10 protein-coding genes are annotated in these 24115 nt (G+C 65.4%); 9 read left to right on the forward strand and 1 reads right to left on the reverse strand.

What is annotated here, in order from left to right:
- Window positions 1-791 precede the first annotated feature (791 nt).
- From tviB to AC1DE1_RS02765, 5 genes are all read left to right on the forward strand, one after another.
- Window positions 792-2069: a Vi polysaccharide biosynthesis UDP-N-acetylglucosamine C-6 dehydrogenase TviB gene (gene tviB / locus AC1DE1_RS02745; protein ID WP_441603201.1), complete on the forward strand. Its 1278-nt coding sequence runs from the start codon at window positions 792-794 to the stop codon at window positions 2067-2069.
- 11 nt (window positions 2070-2080) lie between these two features.
- Entirely contained in the window at window positions 2081-3091 is a 1011-nt protein-coding gene (locus tag AC1DE1_RS02750) for an NAD-dependent epimerase (RefSeq protein WP_477175743.1), read from the forward strand.
- A gap of 102 nt (window positions 3092-3193) precedes the next feature.
- A complete protein-coding gene (locus tag AC1DE1_RS02755) occupies window positions 3194-4852 on the forward strand; it encodes a GMC oxidoreductase (RefSeq protein WP_441603199.1) in 1659 nt (552 codons plus the stop codon).
- Between the two features lie 16 nt (window positions 4853-4868).
- Entirely contained in the window at window positions 4869-5624 is a 756-nt protein-coding gene (locus AC1DE1_RS02760) for a 4'-phosphopantetheinyl transferase family protein (RefSeq protein ID WP_441603198.1), read from the forward strand.
- Window positions 5625-5810: 186 nt separating this feature from the next.
- Window positions 5811-7211 (forward strand): TIGR03013 family XrtA/PEP-CTERM system glycosyltransferase, encoded by a 1401-nt coding sequence (locus AC1DE1_RS02765; protein ID WP_441603197.1) that lies wholly within the window; start codon window positions 5811-5813, stop codon window positions 7209-7211.
- Window positions 7212-7317: 106 nt separating this feature from the next.
- Here the strand turns inward: AC1DE1_RS02765 and AC1DE1_RS02770 are convergent, their stop codons facing one another.
- On the reverse strand, window positions 7318-8046 hold the full coding sequence (locus tag AC1DE1_RS02770) for a J domain-containing protein (protein ID WP_477178890.1): 729 nt from the start codon (window positions 8044-8046) through the stop codon (window positions 7318-7320).
- Between the two features lie 167 nt (window positions 8047-8213).
- Between AC1DE1_RS02770 and AC1DE1_RS02775 the strand changes: the two genes are divergently transcribed.
- The 4 genes from AC1DE1_RS02775 (at window position 8214) to AC1DE1_RS02790 (ending at window position 24089) form a co-directional block, all read left to right on the forward strand.
- On the forward strand, window positions 8214-9065 hold the full coding sequence (locus AC1DE1_RS02775; RefSeq protein ID WP_477175745.1) for a hypothetical protein: 852 nt from the start codon (window positions 8214-8216) through the stop codon (window positions 9063-9065).
- Window positions 9066-9445: 380 nt separating this feature from the next.
- Window positions 9446-10363, forward strand: a complete 918-nt coding sequence (locus AC1DE1_RS02780; protein WP_441603194.1) for a cupin-like domain-containing protein — start codon at window positions 9446-9448, stop codon at window positions 10361-10363.
- Window positions 10364-10398: 35 nt separating this feature from the next.
- Window positions 10399-17649 (forward strand): hybrid non-ribosomal peptide synthetase/type I polyketide synthase, encoded by a 7251-nt coding sequence (locus AC1DE1_RS02785; protein ID WP_477178891.1) that lies wholly within the window; start codon window positions 10399-10401, stop codon window positions 17647-17649.
- Window positions 17646-24089: an amino acid adenylation domain-containing protein gene (locus AC1DE1_RS02790; protein ID WP_477175747.1), complete on the forward strand. Its 6444-nt coding sequence runs from the start codon at window positions 17646-17648 to the stop codon at window positions 24087-24089. The genes AC1DE1_RS02785 and AC1DE1_RS02790 overlap by 4 nt, the downstream gene beginning before the upstream one ends.
- The last annotated feature ends 26 nt before the right edge of the window (window positions 24090-24115 follow it).

Genomic DNA, 24115 nt, shown 5'->3' on the forward strand with positions numbered 1-24115 from the left:
TATCAGAAACTGGCATTTGCTGTGCGCAGGCCGACCCGTGCCGCAGCCACCGACGCGCAGAGTGCGCGTCGCAAGCCTTTTCGTTGTCGTCATGGTTCGCAAGGACCTGCGCGCTCAATGGATGAAGCGGTCGAAGCACTCGAACTCGCCGCGGAGAGTTTCCCTCGATGTCGCATGGCTGCACCGGGAATGATCGTCTCGAGATCGCGGGTGTTGCAGCCATCGCCGACGTCGTGCTTCAGCGGCGCCAGCGCCATGCCCCGGGAGCTGGCCATAAGGTGGATGGACGGCCTGCCCGGGAAGGCCACCAGACTCCCGGAGGTCGTGCCCGGTCCTTCGCACGGTCGAACGCCGGCTCCCAGAGGCCAGCCAGCCGTACCACCGACGGGTCGAGACAACGAGCGACGCACCCCGTTTGGCGTCAGGCACGATCATGCCTTCACGTTAACAAGACTGTGAATCATTCGCAATATCCTGCAGGAGTCTGCCGCATCACCCTCCGGTCACCCGCCTTGGCGGCCTTCCTTCCCTCGTGGCATCAGTCAGCACAAACGCATCGAGTGCGCCGGTTCACATCGGCACATACGCCATCCGATAAGCATCCTCTGGCCTAGCGGAAAACCACAGCCACCCTGTTAGCCTTTCGCCGCCTGCAGCGGTTCGTGCAACCACACCTGCCGCTGAGCGCATGCATCAACACAGGGGGCTGCACGTTCGTTCTCTAACGGGTGATCCATCGGATAACCTGCGGGTCGAATCCACGCCTCGCCAACGGACAGCGGAACAACGGCATGCAAAATCTGGAAGACACCAAGCTCGCCATTATTGGACTCGGCTATGTGGGCCTGCCGCTGGCAGTGGAATTTGGCAAGCATTACGACACCGTAGGCTTTGACATCAACCAGCGCCGCATCGATGAGCTGAGCGCCGGCATCGACCACACGCTGGAAGTGAACCGCGAGGAGCTGGCGCAGTCGCCACGACTTCGCTTCAGCTCGCAGCTGGCGGACCTCGCCCACTGCAATGTCTACATTGTCACGGTGCCCACGCCGATCGATTCGGCCAAGCGACCGGATCTGACGCCGCTGATCCGCGCCAGCGAGACCCTGGCCAAGGTGCTCAAACGCGGCGACATCGTGGTGTACGAATCCACCGTGTATCCGGGCTGCACCGAGGAAGTCTGCGTGCCGCTGCTGGCCAAGGGCTCCGGCCTGGTGTTCAACCAGGACTTCTTTGCGGGCTACAGCCCGGAGCGCATCAATCCGGGCGACAAGCAGCATCGCGTGACCAGCATCCTCAAGGTCACCTCCGGTTCCACGCCGGAAACCGCTGATTTCGTCGATCGCCTGTACGGTTCGATCATCACCGCCGGCACCCACAAGGCCAGCTCGCTCAAGGTGGCCGAGGCGGCCAAGGTGATCGAGAACACGCAGCGCGACCTCAACATCGCGCTGGTCAACGACTTGTCGATCCTGTTCAACAAGCTGGGCATCGACACGCTGGAAGTGCTGCAGGCCGCTGGCACCAAGTGGAACTTCCTGCCGTTCCGCCCGGGCCTGGTAGGCGGCCACTGCATCAGCGTCGATCCCTATTACCTCACGCACAAGGCACAGGAAGTCGGCCATCATCCGGACGTGATCCTGGCCGGCCGCCGCACCAACGACAGCATGGGCCCCTATGTGGCCAGCGAAGTGATACGCCTGATGGTGCGCAAAGGCATCAATCCGGTGCGCGCGCGCATCCTGGTGCTCGGCCTCGCCTTCAAGGAGAACTGCCCTGACCTGCGCAACACGCGCGTGGTCGATATCGTGCATGCCTTGCGCGGCTATAACGCCGATGTCGACGTGCACGATCCCTGGGTCAATGTGGCTGAGGCAGAACACGAATACGCGCTCAAACCTATCGAAGCACCGAATAACGGCGACTACGACGCGGTAATCATTGCTGTGGGCCATCGTCAGTTCACGGCCCTGGGCGCCACCGGCATCCGCGCATTCGGCAAGTCGTCGTCGGTGGTGTATGACGTGAAGTACGTGCTGCCGCGTGAAGCGGTCGACGGCCGTCTCTAAGGAACTGCATCATGAAAGTGCTGGTTACAGGTACAGCGGGCTTCATCGGATCCCATGTCGCACAGCGTCTGCTGGAGCGCGGCGACGAGGTGGTGGGCCTGGACAACCTCAACGACTACTACGACGTCACGCTGAAGAAGGCGCGACTCGCCCGCTTTGCCGATCATCCGGGCTATACCCATATCCAGGCCGATCTGGCCGATCGCGCGGCGATGGAGCAGGCCTTCGCCGTGCACCGGCCGCAACGCGTGGTCCATCTTGCCGCGCAGGCCGGCGTGCGCTATGCGGCGGAGAATCCGCACGTCTACATCAGCAGCAACGTCACCGGTTTTCTGCACGTTCTGGAAGGCTGCCGCCATCACGGCGTGGAGCATCTGGTATTCGCTTCCACCAGTTCGGTGTACGGCGCCAATACGGCCATGCCGTTCTCCGAGCACAAGTCGGCCGAGCATCCGTTGACGCTCTATGCCGCCAGCAAGAAAGCGAACGAGCAGATGGCGCACAGTTATGCGCATCTGTATGGCATACCAAGCACCGGACTGCGCTTTTTCACGGTGTACGGGCCGTGGGGCCGACCGGACATGGCGTTGTTTCTCTTCACGCGCGCCATCCTTGCCGGCGAGCCGATCCGCGTGTTCAACCACGGCAGGCACAAGCGCAGCTTCACCTATGTGGACGACATCGTCGAAGGCGTGATCCGTACGCTGGACAAGGTGCCGCCGATCGACGAGCGCTGGGACAGCAACCAGCCCGATCCGGCCACCAGCGGCGTCGCGCCGTATCGCCTGTTCAACATCGGCAACGAACGTCCGGTCGAACTGCTGCAGTACATCGAAGTGCTCGAATCATGCCTCGGCCGCAAGGCCATCATGGAGATGCTTCCGCTGCAGCCGGGCGACGTTCCTGACACCGAAGCCGATGTAACGGACCTGATACAGACCGTTGGCTATAGGCCGCAGGTGTCGGTAGAAACTGGGGTCGCCAACTTTGTACGCTGGTACCGCGAGTACTATCGCGTGTGATCGACTAAGGCCGCCAACAGTCCGGAGCGACTGCGCGTTGCGCCACGGACCAGATCCACGAATAACACTGTTGTGAAGAACGTGGATTCCTAGGGGGTTGGTGTGATCATCGACTACTTGAGCGACGTGCATCCCGAGGATGTCGAAGCCGACCTGTGCATCGTCGGCGCCGGCGCTGCGGGCATCGCCATTGCTCACAGTTTCATTGGGACGTCCGTACGGGTCTGCCTGCTCGAGAGTGGCGGCATGGGCGCGGAACAGCGCAACCAGGCCTTGTACGAGGGCAGCTCGGCCGGCCATGTCGACTTCGATCCCAGCACCTCGCGCATGCGGGTATTCGGTGGAAGTTGCAATCTGTGGGGCGGCGGCTGCATCACGCTGAGCAGCGATGATCTCAAGCCACGCGACTGGGTGCCCGATAGCGGCTGGCCGATCGGCTACGACGAACTCGAACCGTATTACGCACGCGCCCTCTCCTTCTGCCAGCTTGGCGACATCGGCTTTACCGAGGGCACATTCACAGCACCCACTGCGCGGCCGGTGCTGCCTTTCGACGACGACAAGCTGGTCAATCAGCTGTTTGCGCGCAGCGGCATCCTGTTTGGCGATGCCTACCGCGACGTGCTCGACGACGCGCCGAACATCCTGGTGCTGCTGCACGCCAACCTGATGGAGCTCCTGCCGTCGCAGGATGGCGCGCGTGTGCGGGAAGCGGCCATCGGTTCGCTAGGGGGGCATCGCAGCAAAGTGCGGGCCCGCCACTACGTGCTCGCCTCCGGCGGTATTGAGAACGCGCGCCTGCTGTTGCTTTCCAACTCGGTGGTGCCCGAAGGCCTGGGCAACCAGCGCGACGTGGTCGGCCGCTATTTCATGGATCATCCCAGCGGCACGCTGGGCACGCTCACGGCCAAGCAGTCGCACCGCGTCACCGCACCCTACGAACGCCTGCACGGCAAGAACGCTCCCATGGCATTTCCGGAGATCGCGCTGTCGCCCGACTACCAACGATCTCAACGCGTACTCAATGGCCGCGTGCATCCGTTCGGTGTGGAGGGCCCGCTGCCGCGAGGTATCCGCGCCCTGCGGGAGCTGCGTTCCATCAAGCGCAAGCCGATGCAGGACGAAAACGCGCAACTGGAGGCCCTGCTGTCCTCGGCGCTGCGCAATGCGCCGGCGTCGGAAGTGGTCGCCGCGCCAAACAACATCGGTCTCACGGCCTTGAAGCTGGGCCTGGGCATCGGCGACATCGCCAAGGCGGTGGTCCACAAGCTGACCGACCGTCCGGCGGTGCGCAACAGCCACGTCGAACTGGTCGGCTATTTCGAGCAGGCCCCCAATCGCGACAGCCGCATCACGCTGGGCGAGGAGACCGACGCCCTGGGACAGCGCAAAGTCTGCGTGGATTGGCGACTTACGCCGCTGGACCTCCATACCTATCGCACGTCGGCCAGCTTGTTCGGCAACGAACTGGCACGTCTGTGCAACGGCCATTTCGAACTGGCGCCCTGGCTCGCCGACCAGCACACCACGCCCGAAGTGCATGGGACGGCGCATCACATCGGCAGCACGCGGATGTCCGACGACCCAGGCAAGGGTGTAGTCAATCGGGACTGCAAAGTGCATGGCATGGACAACCTGCACATCGCGGGAAGCTCGGTCTTCCCCACCGGGGGCTGGGCCTTTCCCACCTTCACCATCGTGGCCCTCAGCCTCAGGCTTGCGGACGAGCTGCGAGCACTGCTGATGGCCGGCATCCTCTAAGGAAAGAGACAACGGAATGCACGCGACCATGCTTCGCCAGGCCACCTTTTCGCGCTTCACGCATCGCGTCGCGGCCTCGCTGCGCGCCTGCCGCTTCGCGCCGCCGAGTGCGGACGAGGCACGCGTCATCGTGTTCGACAGCGCCCCGTGGTGGCAGCTGCGCAACGAGGCAGCCAGTCTGCTGTCGCCTCCGGAAGCTGCGCGCGCCGTGCGCTTTCGCCACGCGCTGGACCAGGACACCTACACCATCGCGCATGCCTACTGGCGCGTGGCGCTAGGCATCACGCTGAACATCGATCCCGCGCTGGTGGAGCTGTCGCGCTCACCCAACGGGCAGCCCTTGCTGCCCGGCACCGGCCTGGTGACCAGCCTCAGTCACAGCGGCACCATGGTGGCGGTGGCGATCGCGCAAGGCGCAGCGGTCGGGGTGGATATCGAAGGATTCCCGCCGCGCACCAACCTCCATGACATCGCCGGCGTGCTGTGCACCCCGGCGGAAGCGGCGGCGATCGCCACACTGGACGGTGAGGCGCGCACGCGGGCACTGCTCGAACTGTGGACGCGCAAGGAAGCTCTGCTCAAGGCATTTGGAGTAGGTCTGCGCGTGCCACCGTCATCGATCGACGCCGCCATCGGCGTCGGCATCGCGCCGCCCATCGGCATGACGGACGTGCCGCCCTGCCGTCTCTCTCCCTTGGCTATGCCGGTTGGCTGGGTGGGTGCACTCGCGCTCGCCGACGACATTGCACGCCATTCGTTGCACCAGGTCTGACTGCAGTTTTCGTCTGGTTTTGTGCGCTTTGCCGTGAGCGGACGGGTGGATGTAACAGCGCTGAGACAGCCGAACAGGCTGTGCCTTCGCTCTTCCGTAAGTTGCATCGACACCTATGAACGCGCCGCGATAGCCTCCTCATTGCGCCACGGGACGTGGCCATACTCGGGGACGTAGGGGGATCGGATGCTTCGTTTTCTGCGCCGGCAATCGATGCGTTGGCTAGCCTTGCTCGGCATCTGCGAGCTGATGTTGCTGGCCATGTCGCTGACGCTTGCCACTTACATCCGTTACGCGCACAACGCCGATGAACTGGCCGAGTTCACCGTGCACCTGCCCGAGCGCTCGCTGGTGTTCGCCGGCATCCTGGTGATCGGCATGATTGCCCTGGGCCAGTACCAGGCGCATATCCGCATGACGCGCTTCGGCCTGCTCGCGCGCCAGTTCGTGGCCTTCGTGCTGGGTGGCATCCTGCTGGTCGTCGGTTACTACGTGGTACCGCAGGCCTATGTCGGCCGCGGCGTGCTGGCCATCGCACTGCTGCTGGGATTCATCCTGGTGCTCGGCATCCGCCTGCTGTTCCTCCAGCTGGTGGAAGTGGAGGCACTCAAGCGCCGCGTGCTGATTCTTGGCGCCGGCCATCGCGCGGCGCAGATCCACAACCAGATGCGTCGCCGCACCGATCGCCGCGGGTTCTGCGTGGTGGGCTATGTGCCGCGCATCGACGAGACGGTGGCCGTGCCCGAAGATCACCTGATCCGCACCAACCTGCCCCTGCATGTACTGGTGCTGCGCCAGCAGATCGACGAAGTGGTGGTGGGCGTGGACGACCGTCGCGGCCATATGCCTATGGACGACTTGCTGGAATGCCGCCAGATGGGCATCACCATCACCGATCTCACCTCATTCTTCGAGCGCGAATCCGGTCGGCTGCAGCTCACCATCCTCGATCCGTCGTGGCTGGTGTTTTCCGGCGGCTTCAACGCCACACCGCTGCGTCAGCTGAGCAAGCGTTGCTTCGATCTTGGTGCGGCGGCGCTGCTGTTGCTGCTGTGCTGGCCGTTGATGCTGCTGGAGGCGCTGGCCATCACCATCGAATCCGGGGCGGGCCAGCCCATCCTCTATCGCCAGGAGCGTGTGGGTGCGCACGGGCGCACTTTCCTCCTGCTGAAATTCCGCAGCATGCGCACCGACGCCGAACGCGATGGCATTGCACGCTGGGCCGCGAAGAACGATGACCGCGTGACCCGCGTCGGCCGCATCAGCCGCAAGCTGCGCATCGACGAACTACCGCAGCTCTGGAACGTATTCAAGGGCGACATGAGCATCGTCGGCCCGCGTCCGGAGCGACCGCAGTTCGTGGCCGATCTGGCCACGCAGATCCGCTACTACAGTCTGCGCCATTGCCTGAAACCCGGCCTCGCCGGGTGGGCACAGCTCAGTTATCCGTATGGAGCTACCGTCGAGGAAGCGGCGGAGAAGCTCAAGTACGACCTGTTCTACGTGAAGAATCACAACCTGCTGCTGGATCTGTTGATTCTTATCCAGACGGTGGAAGTGGTGCTGTTTGGCCGCGGAGCGCGCTGAATCAACATCGACCGCACGGGCCGCCGGGTGGTGGAGGCACACGATGAGATCTGACCTACCATCGGATCGCGTGTGGCAGCCGCCTGGCGACCCGTGCGGTCCTGCGTCAACGGGTGAGCGAGGTGGCGTGCGCTTCGGTGTGCAAGGGGTGCAACGGCGAGCTATGCCATTCCACCACTTCGTCATGATCGAAGCGGATCCACGACGGACCGTATTCCCACAGCTCGCCATGCACGGCGAGCGGCTCGCCCTCGACCGAACGTACATCGGCGGCGGACATGCCCACGTGCAGGACGACACCCTCGGCCGCGGCCTCGTGCGACACGCTGCCGGTGCCGGCCTGCACGCTGGTGTCGTCGTCGTTGCCATCGGACGTAGACAACGAGGCCTCATGCATCGCCCAGCCCAAGGTGCCGAGCGCCACGATCACCAACAACATGGCGAGCCGGGCGTGCGAGCGCCGGCCGCCGGCGGCCGGCTCGCTGTGCCGCGTGGCATCGGCGGCCGTCGCGGTTCGGCGGGCGGCAAACGGGTCGGGCATCTCGCGCACCGTGCCGGACAGGTCGCGGCTGCCGGGCATGGTGGTAAACGTCGAGCTTTGCGGGGCGCCGGGCAGGCGTCCGTAGCGGCGATGAAAATCCATGGCCGCGCCGTACTGCGCATTGAGCCGCTGCAGGCGCGACGCCATGCGCGCGTCGGCAGGGCGCCCGGCGTGGCGGTCGGGATGCATTGCCCCGACATGCCGCCGGTACGCCTGCTTCAACTCGTCCAGCCCGCAACCGGGGTTCAAACCCAGCCGCCGGTACAGGTCGAGAAAATCGGTCTCGTGCGTCACCACTGTCCCCAACCATGGCGCCTGACTATCGTTGCGCGAGGACTGCGTGTGGCTCGCGCCGGTCACCTTGTCGCGTCGTTTGGCCGTCCATTCGACAGGTGACCCCGAGCTTGACACGACCTATCACGAATCACAATATCAATCCAATGCGACAGGAGAATGCACCCATGCACGCAGGTTTCTCCTTGTTATCTGCGCGTGCGCGCCCCGCGCGCGCGGCTCTGCTGGCGATGCTGCTGGTTGTCGCCCTGCCCGCCTGGGCCACCCTCGACAATGTGGTGTCGACCATGCAGCACCCGCCCGCGCTTGGCGCACACACCATGCTCAACCAGTCCGAAGGTGACGGCAGCTCGCCGGCTGTTACTTCGGCGATACACACACAGGATGCCGGCAGCTCGCTGCTGGTCCTGGTGGCCGGCCACGCGGACAACGACGCCGAACCCACCGACAGCTATGCCAATACCTGGAAACGGGTGGGTGATGCGGTCACCTACAACGGCTACGACGGTCGTTTCAATGCGCGCGCCTTTATCGCCATCGGCGCCCATGGCGGCAAGCGCCATACCGTCCAGGTGCTCAAGGCCGGTTCGCCGAACGGCGAAATCACCATTCCGTTCATCGAAATCGTCCAGGCCGGCAAGCTGCAGGACGTGGCACAGAATTACCCCACGCCCGGCGTAACGGCCCGCGCCGCCAACAAGCTCACGCGTGCGTGGCAAGGCATGACCGGCGGTCCTGACACCACCAACACCACGCTCACCAGCGGCACGGTCACCACCACCGGGCCTGCCACGCTGGTGGCCGTGTGGCTGGGCGAGGCCTACATCTACAACATGAGCGCCGTCCCCGGCGACGGCTTCAAGGTGATCGACAGCTACCTGCACCTGCCGCCCAACAGCGGCGTGCAATGTGCGGTGGCGATCAAGCAGGTGGACAAGGCCGGCACCTATTCGGTGACCTGGAACGACTCGCCGGCACAGGGCGCCATCCTCTGGCTATTCGCCTTCCAGGCACCCTGAAACCGCCGCGACGGATCGCACCTGTAACAGGCGTGTATCACTTTTACGGTGCAAGCATCGCCGTGCGTTTTGATGACCTCGCGCCATCGCTGCATGGCTACCCCTAACAGCCTATTCCGTCGGGGCTGTGCGGCGTAATTGATTGCGTCCGCCCTGCTGCTTAGGGCGTATTCACACAAAAACGCCTGCGACGGAGACTAGCCCTGTTCCGATGTATCAGCGCGGTTGCATGACAAGGCAACGGAACAAGGCTCCGGGGGATTGCCATCACGACGTGAACGGATCGGCTTTCGATCCTCGCTGCATAAAGCGACCGTCGACCACCGGATGGGTTGAGACCTCGCAGTCACGCGAACCACGCTTGTTCAGGGGAAAACAACATGAGCGCCGATGCCGACCGGCTGATTGAGGTGGACTGGGATGGTTTTGATCCGTGGCGTATCCAGCCGATACGCCATCGCCTGATGGACCACCCGCTGCTGCAGTTGCCTTCGCTGGTGGAGCTGAGCAAGCGCCTCGAATCGCGCGGCCGCGTACGTACGCATAGCAGCGACGCCACCCCTGGCACGCCGTTCAATACGGCGCCCAAGCTCCATCCCAATCGCATGACGGCCGCCAGCACGCTGCAACAGATCGAGCAGGCCAAGGCCTGGATGTCGCTGCTCAATGTGCAGACGGACGATACCTATCGCTCGCTGGTCGACGAAGTGCTCGACGATGTGAAGCCCGGCGTGGATCGCCTCGATCCCGGCATGTGCTATCGCGGCGGCTGGATCTTCATCACCTCGCCGAACACGGTGACGCCGTTCCATTTCGACAAGGAACACAATTTCATCCTGCAGGTGAGCGGACGCAAGACGCTCTACGTGTGGGATCACCGCGACACGGTCGCCGCCAGCGAGGAAGCCCGGGATCGCTTCCACGCCTGCCACGAGCGCGACCGCCTGCACTGGGACGACAGCCTGCGCGAGCGCGCCACGGTCTTTCATCTGGAGCCTGGCCAGGGCGCGTACATGCCCTCGACCAGCCCGCATATGGTGGAGAACGGCGACAACGCATCGGTCACCATCAGCTTCACCTACTACACCCACGCCACCCGCCGCGACAGCCTGCTGCATGCGGCGCACGAACGCCTGCGCGGCTGGGGCATCGCTCCGCCGGCCGTGGGGCAGAACGCAGCGCTCGACTTCCTGTTGCACGCGGGTTTCCGCTCGGCCATCGATACACGCGAATGGCTGCGGCGCTCGCTCGGCAAGCAGCCTTATACGGACGGCGCGGACTACGCCATCGCCGGTTGATCGATCGCGCCACAAGCGCGCGCAGGTGAACGCCCATGAATCAGCACAACATCGCAGCAACCTCGTCGGCCAGCAGCGAACTGTCGCTGCTCGACGTACTGGTGCGCCAGACGCCGGTCCCGGTCACGGGTTCGGTGCAGCGGCTGAGCATGGCGATCGACGCCGATGTACTGCACAGCCTCGATGCACGGGCAGCGCGCCTGGGCGCCGCACCCGCGCTGCTGCGGCGCGCTGCACTGGCCTTGCTGGAGTCGCGCTTCACGGGACAGGCGGAAATCGTGCTGGGCACGGCGCAAGGCAATATCTTCCACAAGGTGCCCAGTGAGGGCACGGTGGATGCGTGGCTGCTCACGCATGCCACGCCCGCAGCGGCTGAGGACGCCGCGGCCAGCGCCATTGGCGCATGGAGCGACGACGCTCCCGCACGCACGTCGTTGCCGCTGCGCTGGAGTCTGTCGCCCGGCGGCGACCATATCGAACTGGACTACGACACAGCCGTATTCGACGAGTCGATGCTGCTCACGCTTGCTCACGCGCTGTCGCAACTGCTGCATGCGCTGGCCCACGAGGATGCGCTCCAATCCATTCACGCGCTCGACCAGGAAACCTTCGAGCGCGTGCTTGCCGGCTGGAACGACACGGCCATGCCGCGCCGGACGGAAGACACCGTGCACGGGCTGTTTGCCGATGTCGCCCTTGCCCATCCGAACTCGATCGCACTGGATGGTCCGCTGGGCGCGCTGAGCTATGCGCAATTGCACGCGTCCAGCCATCGCGTTGCGGCCGGCCTCATCCATGCGGGTGTCACACGGGGAGCCGTGGTCGGCCTGCTGCTGGACCGTTCACCGGCCGCGATCGTGGCGATCCTTGGCATCCTCAAGGCTGGCGCCGCCTATCTGCCACTCGACCGCACCTATCCTGCGGAGCGCCTGACGTTTGTGTTGCAGGACGCGCAAGCCGCGGCCGTCATCGTCGCCGATGGCATCGACGTGCCGGACGGCATGGCCGCGACCGTGCTGGATATCGCGGCCCTGATGCAATCCGGCGACGATGTGGCCTTGCCCGCCATCGACGGCAATGCGCTCGCCTATGTGATGTACACCTCCGGCTCGACCGGCACGCCCAAGGGTGTGGAGATCCGTCATCGCTCGATCATCCGCCTGGTGCGCGACGTACGCTATGTGGACTTCGGTGAAAGTCCCCGCGTGTTGCATGCGGCGCCGTTGGGCTTCGATGCCGCCACGTTCGAGATCTGGGGTGCGCTGCTCCATGCCGGCACGTGCATCGTGCATGGCGAGCGCGTGCCCAGTGGCGCCGGCCTGGCTGCCACCATTCGCAATCATCAAGCCCGCATCGCCTGGCTGACTGCGGCGCTGTTCAACGCCATCATCGACGAGGACGGCAGTCACCTGCGCGGACTCGAGCAGCTGCTCACCGGTGGCGAAGCGCTCTCCGTCGCGCATATGCGCAAGGCGCAGTCGCTGTTGCCGGGCACCATGCTGATCAACGGCTACGGCCCCACCGAATGCACCACGTTTGCCACCACGTTCCGGCTTCCCAATCCGCTGGATGCCTCGCTGCGCGCCATTCCCATCGGCCGCCCCATCGCCGACACCACCTTGTACGTGGTCAATGCGCGTGGCGAGCCGGTACCGCCGGGCGTGATCGGCGAGCTCTACATCGGTGGCGAAGGAGTTGCACGCGGCTATATGGCGCGCGAGGAACTGACCGCGGCGCGCTTTGTTGCCGATCCGTTCGCGGGTGGCGACCACCGCCTGTATCGCACGGGCGATCTGGTGCGCTGGCTGCCCGAAGGCGTCATCGATTTCATCGGGCGCATCGACGGCCAGGTGAAGATCCGCGGCTACCGCATCGAGATCGGCGAGATCGAAGCCGCGCTGCAGAACCTGCCCGGCGTGCGCGCCAGCGCCGTGCTCGCGCGCGAGGACCAACCGGGCCAGAAGCGGCTCGTCGCATATTTCGTGGCCGAGGATGCCGCCGTGACCGCGCGTGCGCTGCGGGCGCAGCTTGCGCAAACGCTGCCTGACTACATGGTGCCCGTGGCCTATGTGCGCATGGACACGCTGCCGGTCACTACCAATGGCAAGCTCGATCGCCGCGCCCTGCCCGCGCCCGGACGTGGCCGTCCTGAGCTGGCCGACCGTTACACGCCGCCGCTGGGTGAGCGGGAGCAGCAGCTTTGCGCGCTGTTTTCCGAGGTACTGGAGATCGACCAGGTCGGCCGGCTGGACCATTTCTTCGACCTCGGCGGCAATTCGTTGCTGGCCGTTCGCCTGATGGAACGCGTGCACGCCACCGTTTCCAAGGCGCCGACTATCCCTGCCTTCTTCGCCGATCCCACGCCCGCCGCATTGGCATCGCTGATCGATGGGCGCGCGAACAAGTCGGCGCTCGCTTCGCGCCTGTCACGCGGCCGCCAGGGCGATGCCGGTGAACCGGTGGCCATCATCGCGGCAGCGGGTCGGTTTCCCGGTGCAGCCGATGTGGAAGCGTTCTGGGCCAATCTTTGTGCGGGGCGCGAATCGATCACGCACTTCAGCCGCGAGGAACTGGACGCATCCATTCCTGCCGAGATGCGCAACGACCCGGCCTACGTCGCGGCGCGCGGCATCATCGACGGCGTCGAGGACTTTGACGCCGCGTTCTTCGGCATCTCGCCGCGCGAAGCCGAATTGATGGACCCGCAGCAACGCATCTTCCTCGAGCTGTGCTGGGAGTGCCTGGAGCGCGGCGGCTACACGCCCGATCGCCACGACGCGCCGGTGGGCGTGTTTGGCGGCATGTACCACGCCACGTATTTCCAGCATCACCTGACGCATCGCCCGGACCTGATCGAGAAGCTGGGCGCATTCCTGGTATCGCTGGCCAACGAGAAGGATTTCTTCGCCACCCGCGTGGCGCACAAGCTCAACCTTACCGGTCCTGCGGTCAACGTCAGCACCGCCTGCTCCACCTCGCTGGTCGCGATCTGCCAGGCGGTAGCGGCCCTGCGCGCCGGACAGTGCGAGATGGCGATTGCCGGCGGCGTGTCGGTCACCTGCCCGCCTCGCAGCGGCTATGTCGCCCAGGAAGGCTCGATGCTGTCGCCGGATGGGCACACGCGCACCTTCGACGCCGACGCGCAGGGTACGGTGTTCAGCGATGGCGCCGCCGTGGTGCTGCTCAAGCGCTGGTCGGACGCACAGCGCGATGGCGACCAGGTACTCGCGCTGATCCGCGGCATGGGCGTCAATAACGATGGCGGCGGCAAGGCGAGCTTTACCGCGCCCAGCAGCGAAGGCCAGGCCGCCGTGATCGCCATGGCGCTGGCCGATGCCGACGTCGATGCGCGCAGCATTTCCTATGTCGAGGCCCACGGTACCGCGACGCCGCTGGGCGATCCGATCGAGATCGAAGGCCTTACCACGGCGTATCGCCAGCACACCGACGACTGCGGCTACTGCGCCATTGGTTCGGTCAAGAGCAATATCGGCCACACCGTGATTGCCGCCGGCGCCACCGGCGTGATCAAGACCGCGCTATCGCTGCGCGACCGCGTGCTGCCTCCGTCGCTGCATGTGCAGGCGACCAATCCGAAGATCGACTTTGCCAACTCGCCCTTTGTCGTCAACGATGCGCTGCGCGCGTGGCCGACCGGCGAGCAGCCCCTGCGCGCCGGCGTCAGTTCGTTTGGCGTGGGCGGCACCAATGCCCATGTGATCCTGGAGCAGGCGCCGGCGATGACTCCATCGGATGCGGCCGAGGGTCCGCAGCTGTTGTTCCTTTCCGGTCGCACGCAAGCTGCCGTCACTGCCGCTGCCGCCAAGTTGGCCGGACATCTGGCCGCGAACCCGGATATCAACCTCGGCGACGTCAGCAGCACCTTGCTGCACGGTCGCAAGGCATTTGCCCACCGCGCTTGTGTGGTTGCCAGCAACGCCGAAGAGGCTGCCGCACGTCTGCGCGAGCTGTCCGCATCCAACGTACGTGAATCGGCCAAGCCCGCGCCGGAAGTCGTGTTCCTGTTTCCGGGCCAGGGCTCGCAGTACGCCGGCATGGGCAAGGCGCTGTACGAGAGCGAACCCACTTTCCGTGCCGCCATCGATGATTGTGCGGAAGCGCTGCGCGGCGAACTCGGCTTCGATCTGCGTGAGCGGATGTTCGATAGCGATGCGGCCGCCCTGCGTGAAACCTCGCTGACGCAACCGGCTACCTTCGCGATCGAATACGCGCTGGCCAAGCTTTGGCTGTCGATGGATATCGTGCCGGCGGCGATGATCGGCCACAGCGTAGGCGAGTTTGTCGCCGCAGTGATCGCCGGCGTGATGAGCCTGGCCGATGGCGCACGCCTGATCGCTCGCCGCGGCCGCCTGATGCAGGCCATGCCGTCGGGCGCGATGCTGTCGGTGCGCCTCGGTGCCGATGCGCTGCGCACCCGTCTGCCTGATGCACTGCAACTGGCGGCAGAAAACAGTCCCAACGCCAGCGTCGTCAGCGGCGATGCCGCGCAAGTCGATGCGTTCCGCCTGCAGCTGGAAGCCGACGGCGTGGCCTGCCGCGTGCTGCAAACCTCGCATGCCTTCCACTCCGCCATGATGGATCCGGTGCTCGAACCATTCCGCACTGAAGTGGAGCGCATCGCCTTGGCCGCACCTTCGATCTCCATCATATCGACCTTGACCGGCGAGCCGCTCAGCGCCGCCGAGGCGATGTCGCCGGATTATTGGACCAGCCATCTACGCGGCACCGTGCGCTTCTCGCCTGCACTGCTGAGTCAGCTGGGCGACCAGCCGCGTGTCTTCATCGAAGCGGGCCCGCGCAACGCATTGAGCACGCTGGCACGCCAGCACGCGCCGAGCCGCAAGCATCAGATCGTATCCAGCCTCGCCGACAGCGAATCGGTGGAGCGCGCGGCCTGGGTGGCCGCCATGGGCGAGCTGTGGTGCGCCGGTCTGCCCGTTGCGGTGTGCTCGCTGGATCGACGGACGAATCGTCGCCGCGTGCTGCTGCCGACCTATCCATTCGAACGCAAACGCTACTGGGTCGAGGCCGCAGCTGCGGCTGCCGTCGCCCCGCCCGCTATCCCCGACAACGTCGTTTCGTTGTTTGCCCCTACGCCTGCACCCGTTGTGGAGCTCACCATGGATGTCAACGTTTCCGGCGCCAACGCCGGCTCGGCCCGTCACACCCGCCTGCTCGGACAGCTCACCGAGCTGTTCGAGGATGTCTCCGGCAGCGAGCTGGAAGGCGTCGATCCCAGTGCGGGTTTCGTGGAACTGGGCCTGGATTCGCTCTCGCTGACCCAGGTCGCGCTGCAGCTGCAGAAGACCTTCGCGTTGAAGATCACCTTCCGCGAATTGATGGAGTCGTTTTCCTCCTTCGAGCGCCTCGCCATGCATATCGACCAGATGCTGCCGCCGGATGCCTCCGCTCCGGCCACACCCGCCCTTCCCGCTGCAGCCGGCGCGACCGTGGCTCCCGCCGCCATCGTCGCGCCGGTCATGCAGGTTGCCGCCACCGGCAATATCGTGCAGGACCTGATCCAGCAACAGATGCAGATCATGCAGCAGCAACTGGCGCTGCTCGCCGGTGCAAGCATCGCAGCTGTGCCGGCGGCTGCCGCACCCGTGCACGCCGTTGCTGCGGCGCCCGTGCAGAGCGCTCCCGTGGCAGCCACGGCGCAGGCCGCGCAGGCCCAGGCGCCGGCGCAGGACGAGGAGGCCGCGCTCGCCCACACCACCTACGATGTGAAGAAGGCCTTCGGCGCGATTGCGCGCATCCACTCCAATCAAACGGATCTGAGCGACCGCCAGCGCGCCCGCCTCGAAGCCTTCATGCGCCGCTATATCGATCGCACGCGCGCCTCGAAGGAATACACCCAGCGTCACCGCGATCACCTGGCCGATCCGCGCGTGGTGAACGGCTTCCGTCCGCTGCTCAAGGAAATGATCTACCAGATCGTGGTGAACCGCTCGAAGGGTTCCAAGGTGTGGGACCTGGACGGCAACGAATACATCGATGCACTCAACGGCTTCGGCATGAACCTGTTCGGCTGGCAGCCGGATTTCGTGCTCGATGCCGTGCGTCGCCAGCTCGATGCTGGCTACGAGATCGGCCCGCAGCATCCACTGGCCGGCGAAGTGGCCGAGCAGGTATGCGAGCTGACCGGATTCGATCGCGCCGCGCTGTGCAATACCGGCTCGGAAGCCGTGATGGGCACGATCCGCATCGCCCGCACCGTGACCGGTCGCGACACGCTGGTGATCTTCACCGGCTCGTACCACGGCATCTTCGATGAAGTGATCGTGCGCGGCAGCAAGAAGCTGCGCTCCGTGCCGGCCGCGCCGGGCATCCTGCGCAACACCTCCGAAAACGTGCTGGTGCTGGAATACGGCACGCCGGAAACCTTGCAGATCATCCGCGAGCGCGCGTCGAGCATCGCCGCCGTACTGGTGGAGCCGGTGCAGAGCCGTCGTCCGGATTTCCAGCCGCGCGACTTCCTCAAGGAGCTGCGTGCGATCACTGCCGATGCCGGCGCCTTGCTGATCTTCGACGAAGTGGTCACCGGTTTCCGCTCGCATCCGCGCGGCGCGCAGCACGTGCTGGGCATCGATGCGGACCTGGCCTCTTACGGCAAGGTGGTCGGCGGCGGCTTCCCGATCGGCGTGATCGCAGGCAAGCGTCGCTACATGGATGCGCTGGACGGTGGCGGCTGGCAGTACGGCGATGCCTCCATTCCCACCGTGGGCGTCACCTATTTCGCCGGCACCTTCGTGCGCCATCCGCTGGCGTTGGCTGCCGCGCATGCCGTGCTCAACCATCTCAAGCAGAACGGCGCAGCGCTGCAGGAGCGCCTCAACGCGCGCACCAGCCTGCTGATGGACGAGCTCAATGCGTTCTGCGCCAGCGTCGGTGCGCCGCTGCAACTGGTGCACTTCGCCTCGGTGTGGAAGACCAACTTCACCGAAGACCATCCGCTGCAGGACCTGCTGTTCGCCATGATCCGCAGTCGCGGCATCCACATGCTGGACAACTTCCCCTGCTTCTTCACCACCGCGCACACCGAACACGATTTCCAGGCCATCGCCAAGGCGTACAAGGAATCGGTGCTGGAAATGCAGGAAGCGGAATTCCTGCCGCGCAACAAGCGCGTGGAAGCGCTGGCCATCGACGCCAATCGCCCACCGGTGGTCGGCGCGCGGCTGGGCAAGGATCAGGACGGCAACCCCGCGTGGTTCGTGCCCAATCCCGACGTGCCGGGCAAGTTCATGAGGGTCAATGCATGAACCCGAACGAGCCTGCCCAACTGCCCGATGCCGACGCGATCGCGGTTGACTACGATCCGTTTGCGGGTGCCACGCTGGCGCGAGTTGCGCCGGCTACCGCGCCGCAGCGCGAGGTGTGGCTTGCTTCCACGCTGGAGCCGGAAGCTTCGCTGGCCTATAACGAGTCGGTGTCCTTGCGGTTGCACGGCGATCTCAACGTCGAGGCGTTGCAGACCGCCTTGCAGCAATTGGTGGAACGCCATGAGGCACTGCGCGCCACCTTTGCCAATGACGGCAGCGAATTATGCATCGCCGCGCAACAGGATCTACCCTGCCCGCTGCGCGAACTGTCGTGGCTGGGGCCGGACGAACAGCAGGCCGAGATCGATGCCACACTGATCCGCGTGGTCAGCGAACCGTTCGACCTGGACAACGGCCCGCTGGTACGCGCCGAGCTGCTGGAACTCTCCTCGCAGGAACACCTGCTGGTGTTCACCGCGCACCACATCGTCTGCGATGGCTGGTCGTTCGGCGTGATCGTGCGCGATCTTGCCGCGCTGTATGCGCAGCAAGTGGGCATGGGACAGGAGCTGGAGCCAGCTGATCCGTTTACCGACTATGCGTTGGCCGAAGCCGAACACACGCAGAGCGCGGAAGGCAAAGCTGCCGAGGCGTACTGGATCTCCCGCTTCGCCAACGCAACGCCCTCACTGGACTTGCCGACCGATCATCCGCGTCCGCGCCAGCGCAGTTTCCATTCGCTGCGCGAAGACCTGCTGTTGGACGCCTCGCTGGTGGCCGACGTCAAGCGCATGGGTGCACAACGTGGCGCCAGTCTGTACGCCACATTGCTCGCGGCGTTCGGTCTGTTGCTGCAGCGCCTCAGTGGGCAGGACGACGTAGTCATCGGCATTCCTTCCGCCGGCCAGGCGGCCGGTGGTCAGCATCAGCTGGTGGGCCACTGCGTGAACGTGCTGCCGTTGCGCGTGATGATGGATACCTCCGCACCGTTCGCCGATAGCCTCAAGCAGGTGCGCGGCGATCTGCTCGACGCGTTTGACCATCAGCAGTACACGCTAGGCAGCCTGCTCGCACGACTGGCTCTGCCGCGCGACCCGGGCCGGCTGCCGCTGGCCAGCGTGTTGTTCAATCTGGATCAGGCGCTCGACGAGCGCACCGTGAGCTTCCCGGGGCTGTCGTTCGAATTTGCGGGCAATCCGCGCGTCTTCGAGAACTTCGAGCTCTTCGTCAATGCCGTGCAACTGCCCGCCGGCATACGCCTGGAATGCCAGTACAACCGGGATCTTTTCGAACCGGCCACGATCCAGTCGTGGCTGGATGCCTATGCCACGCTGCTGCGCCAGGCCATCGGCACACCAGACGCCGCCGGCAATGCATTGGGCCTGGTGTCGCCGTCGGCTCAAGCCGCGCTGATGGCTTTGCAACCGATGCGCTCGGCCTATCCCGCCGAGCAGCTCGCGCACCAATACTTCGAGAAGCAGGTGGATCGTGCCCCGGCACGCGTTGCCATCGCCGGCGACACCTCACTGAGCTATGCGCAGCTGGACGCTCGAGCCAACCGCATTGCGCGCGTCCTGCGCGAGCGCGGCGTGGGCCAGGGCCAGCTGGTCGGCCTGTCGGTGGCGCGCAGCAGCGACATGATCGCTGCACTGCTGGGCGTGCTGAAATCGGGCGCGGGTTATGTACCGCTGGACCCGGGCTTCCCTGCCGAACGCCTCGCCTTCATGGCTCAGGACGCCGCGTTGGCTGCCCTGGTCGTCGACGACGAAGCTTCCGCCATCTTCGACTTCCCAGCGGCCAACGTGCTGTCGCTGCAACGCGACGCCGCGCTTATCGATGCCATGAGCGCCGAGCGCCTGGTGCGCGACGAGCGCTCGGCCACGAGCGAATCCGTCGCCTATGTGATCTACACCTCCGGTTCCACCGGCAAGCCCAAGGGCGTGCGCGTACCTCATCGCGCCACGGCCAACTTCATCAGCAGCATGCAGCGCGAGCCGGGCATCCATGAGAACGACCGGCTGGTTGCGGTCACCACGCTGTCCTTTGATATCGCCTTCCTCGAACTGATGCTCCCGCTCAGCGTGGGCGCAGCGGTGGTTCTGGCTGGACACGACGATGTGCGCGACGGCTCCGCGTTGCGCCAGCTGGTGGAACGCAGCGGCGCCACCATGATGCAGGCCACGCCCGCGGGCTGGCGCGTGCTGCTGGAATCGGGCTGGGAAGGCCACGCCGGCTTCAAGGCGATCGCCGGCGGCGAACCGCTGCCGCTGGATCTGGCCGAAGCCCTGCTGGCCCGTTGCGGCGAGCTGTGGAATGCCTATGGCCCCACCGAAACAACGGTGTGGTCCACGTTGTGGTGCGCGCAACATCCGCGTTCGGGCATCACCATCGGCCGTCCGATCGCCAACACCACGGTGCACGTGCTCGACGAACTGGGCGCGCCCTGCCCGCTGGGCATACCCGGTGAAATCTATATCGGCGGCGACGGCGTCACTTTGGGCTATCTCAACCGTCCCGAGCTCAACAGCGAACGCTTCATCCCCGATCCCTTCACCGGCGACGCACAGGCGAACATGTATCGCACCGGCGACCGTGGCCGCTGGCTGGCCAAGGGCGAGCTGGAACACTTGGGACGCCTCGACTTCCAGGTGAAAATCCGCGGCTACCGCATCGAACTGGGCGAAATCGAAACCGCACTCACTGATTTGCCTGAAGTCGCACGCGCGGTGGTGATGGCGCGCGAGGATCGCCCCGGCGATGTGCGCCTGGTGGCCTATGTGGTGCCTGCAGAAGGCGTGGATCTTGAGACGGTGGATCTATGCCCTCCCCTGCGCCAGCGCCTGCCCGACTACATGATCCCGCAGCACTTCGTGGCGATGAGCCCGATACCGCTGCTGCCCAATGGCAAGATCGATCGCAAGTCATTGCCCGCGCCCGCGCAGGCGGTCGCCGAAGCGCGCCGGGACCGTCGTGCGCCACAAACCGAAACTGAGCGTCGCGTCGCCTGCGCCATGGAAGCGGTGCTTGCGCTGCCCGAGCTGGATGTGCGCGACAATTTCTTTGCGCTGGGCGGCCATTCGCTGCTCGCGGCTCAATTGACCGCGAGGCTCAATCGCGAGTTTGGCATCGCGCTCTCTTTCCGCACGCTCTTCGATGCGCCGACCATCGAGGGCCTGGCCGACACCATCGATAGCCATCGCGCGCCTGCCAGCGCTGCGGCTGCCGTGGATATCCCGCGCCTTGCCGATCGTCAGGTCGCGCCGCTGTCGTCCATGCAGCAGCGCCTGTGGTATCTCGAACAACTGCATCCCGGGCGCGTGGTCTACAACACACCTTCGGCGCATCGTCTGCGCGGGCCGATGAACGTGGATGCCTTCCGCCAGGCGCTGCGCGACGTGGTGCAGCGCCAGCCGGCGCTGCGCACCTCCATTGAAGCCGGCGAGAACGGTGGCGTCCAGCGTATTCACGCCGGGCTGCTGCCGGAGCTGCCGCTGGAGGATCTGACCCACCTGCCCGCCGATGCGCGTCTGGACGCCATTCGCCAGGCGCTGGAGCAGGACATCGCCGTACCCTTCGATCTCACCCGGCCGCCACTGTATCGCGCGCGCTTGTTCCGTATCGATGAACACGACCACGTGTTCTATTTCATGGCCCATCACATCGTGTGGGACGGCTGGTCGTTCGATCTGCTGTACGAAGACCTCTCGCGCGCCTATGTGTCCCGCTGTGCTGGCGAGAGCCAAGGCCTGCCTGCGCTGGCCGTCGAGTACAGCGATTTCGCCGCCTGGCACCGCGACTGGATGCGCAGCGACAACGTGCAACAGCAACTCGCGCACTGGCTGAAGACGCTGGACGGCGCACTGGAACCGCTGGAACTTCCCGCCGACCGCCCGCGCCCGGCGCGCATGTCCGGCGCCGGCGCCACCGAATGGGTGCGCATTCCTGCCGAACGCGTGGCCGCCGTACACACGCTTGCCCAACGCGAGGAAGCCACGCCCTTCATGGTGCTGCTGGCCACCTACTACGTGCTGCTCCATCGCCTTGGCGGACAGCGCGACCTGATCGTCGGCACGCCGGTCCGCGGCCGTGATCGGGTAGAGACTGAAGGCATCATGGGACTGTTCGTCAACGCGCTGCCGCTGCGGGTGAAAGTGGATCCCCAAGCGCCGTTCCGCGACGTGCTGCGCCAGGTGCGCCAGGTGGTGCTGGATGCGTTTGCGCATCCGGATGTGCCATTCGAGCAGCTGGTGTTCTCGCTGGGTCTGGCACGCGACGAAAGCCGCCCGCCGATCTCGCAGGCGATGTTCTCTTTCCAGGACGCGCGCCGTCGCATCGTGTCGTGGGGCGAGCTGGCCCATGAGCACCTGCCGGTGTTCCAGCGCGGCGCCGCCGACGATATCGGCCTGTGGTTCCTCGAGCAGGAACACGGCCTGCTCGGCGGCATCACCTATAACAGCGATATTTTCGATGCGCGCACGGCAGCACGTTTCCGCGACTGCTACGAGACGCTGCTGGCTTCCGCGCTGGCCGATCCGGCGCGCACCGTGGCACGCCTCGACCTGCTGCCATCGCATGAAGGCGCCTTGCTGGCCGAGTGGAACCAGACCCGGCTGGACGTTCCCGATGTCGCGCTGCACAGCTTGTTTGAGCAGCAATGCGATCTCGCCCCGGAGCGTAACGCCATCCGTTGCGACGGTGAGTTGCTCAGCTACCGTCAGCTCGATCAACGCGCCAACCGCATCGCGCACGCCCTGCGCGCGCGCGGCGCGCGCCACGGCGCCCTGGTGGGTGTGTCGCTCACCCGTGGCATCGACATGCTCGCCACCGTGCTTGCCGTGCTCAAGACCGGTGCAGGCTATGTGCCGCTGGACCCGGAGTTCCCGGCCGATCGCCTCTCGTACATGGCGCAGGATGCGAATCTCAGCGTGCTGGTGACCGAAACGGCGATGACCAGCCGCATCGACAGCGAAGGCACCTCTCGCCTGCTGCTCGACGAGGCGGCCGACGAACTCGATGCGCTGCCCACCACACGCCTGCCCGCCGATCCCGCGCACAATGGCTGCTCCGTCGCCTATGTGATCTACACCTCCGGCTCCACCGGACGTCCCAAGGGCGTGGCGATTGCGCACCGCGCGGTGGTGAATTTCCTGGCTGGGATGACGCAACGCCCGGGCCTGTGCGCGGACGACCGTTTGCTCGCCGTGACCACGCTGTCGTTCGATATCGCCGTGCTGGAACTGTTTGGTCCACTGAGCGTGGGCGCCGAAATCCTGCTGGCCACACGCGAGGAAGCCACCGACGGCGACGCGCTCGAACAGCTGCTGCGCACCCACGCCGCCACCATGATGCAGGCCACCCCGGTGACCTGGCGCCTGTTGCTGCAAACGCCCTGGCAGCCGCCGCATGGCTTCCATGCGCTGTGCGGCGGCGAGCCGCTCTCGGCCGATCTGGCCGAGTCCTTGCTCACGCGCGGCTGTGAACTGTGGAACATGTACGGCCCCACCGAAACCACGGTGTGGTCCACCTGCTGGCGCGTGGAACACCCCGAGCGCGGCATTTCGATTGGCACACCGATTGCCAACACCACCATTCATATCCTGGACGAGCATGGCCAGCATTGCCCGATCGGCGTGCCGGGCGAGCTGTGCATCGGTGGCGATGGCGTTGCGCTGGGTTACCTGCATCGCGATGAGTTGACCGCCGAACGTTTCCCGGCCGATCCCTACGCCCCCGGCGCCCGCTTTTATCGCACGGGCGACCGCGCACGCTGGCTCGCCAACGGCACGCTGGAACATCTGGGCCGCATCGACTTCCAGGTAAAACTGCGCGGCTACCGCATCGAGCCCGGCGAAATCGAAGCCGTGGCTCGCACCGAGCCGGGCGTACTTGACTGCGTGGTGGTCGTGCGCGACATCGCGCCGAACGATGAGCGCCTCGTGCTCTATGCCGTGTGCAACGAGGACGAGGAGCAGCTGTGGCCCAAGTTGCGAGCCCAACTGGCTGCACGCCTGCCCAGCTACATGCAGCCGCAGCACCTGGTGCGCCTGTCGGCACTGCCACGCACACCCAATGGCAAAACCGATCGCAAGGCACTGCCGCCGCCACTGCTGCACAACGCCTCGCCAGTGGACGCCGAGCCCGGTGTCAGTGCCAGCGACGATCCGCGCGAGCGCTACCTTGGCGAGCTTTGGTGCCGCCTGGTCGGCGCCGACGACGTGCGTGCCAGCGACAACTTCTTCGATATCGGCGGCCACTCGCTGCTGGCCATCGAAATGGTCACGCAGGTGCGCAAGGAAACCGGCGTGAAACTCAATCTACTGGACGTGGCCACCAGTCCGCTTGCCACGTTGGCGGCTGCGTTGCCTGAAGGCGATCTCACGGAACCGGGCAAGGCGGCGTCGCTGGGCGGACGCCTGCGGCAATTGTTCGGGCGGCGGTGACAGCAGCATATCGGTGACAGGGGAAC

It is taken from the genome of Dyella sp. 05T440 (assembly GCF_056395965.1).

What these genes read in the sequence shown, in the direction of transcription:
- AC1DE1_RS02760 (WP_441603198.1), top strand. Translation starts at nt 4,869, where the DNA reads ATGCACGCGACCATGCTTCGCCAGGCCACCTTTTCGCGCTTCACGCAT.
- tviB (WP_441603201.1), top strand. Translation starts at nt 792, where the DNA reads ATGCAAAATCTGGAAGACACCAAGCTCGCCATTATTGGACTCGGCTAT.
- AC1DE1_RS02750 (WP_477175743.1), top strand. Translation starts at nt 2,081, where the DNA reads ATGAAAGTGCTGGTTACAGGTACAGCGGGCTTCATCGGATCCCATGTC.
- AC1DE1_RS02765 (WP_441603197.1), top strand. Translation starts at nt 5,811, where the DNA reads ATGCTTCGTTTTCTGCGCCGGCAATCGATGCGTTGGCTAGCCTTGCTC.
- AC1DE1_RS02790 (WP_477175747.1), top strand. Translation starts at nt 17,646, where the DNA reads ATGAACCCGAACGAGCCTGCCCAACTGCCCGATGCCGACGCGATCGCG.
- AC1DE1_RS02780 (WP_441603194.1), top strand. Translation starts at nt 9,446, where the DNA reads ATGAGCGCCGATGCCGACCGGCTGATTGAGGTGGACTGGGATGGTTTT.
- AC1DE1_RS02785 (WP_477178891.1), top strand. Translation starts at nt 10,399, where the DNA reads ATGAATCAGCACAACATCGCAGCAACCTCGTCGGCCAGCAGCGAACTG.
- AC1DE1_RS02775 (WP_477175745.1), top strand. Translation starts at nt 8,214, where the DNA reads ATGCACGCAGGTTTCTCCTTGTTATCTGCGCGTGCGCGCCCCGCGCGC.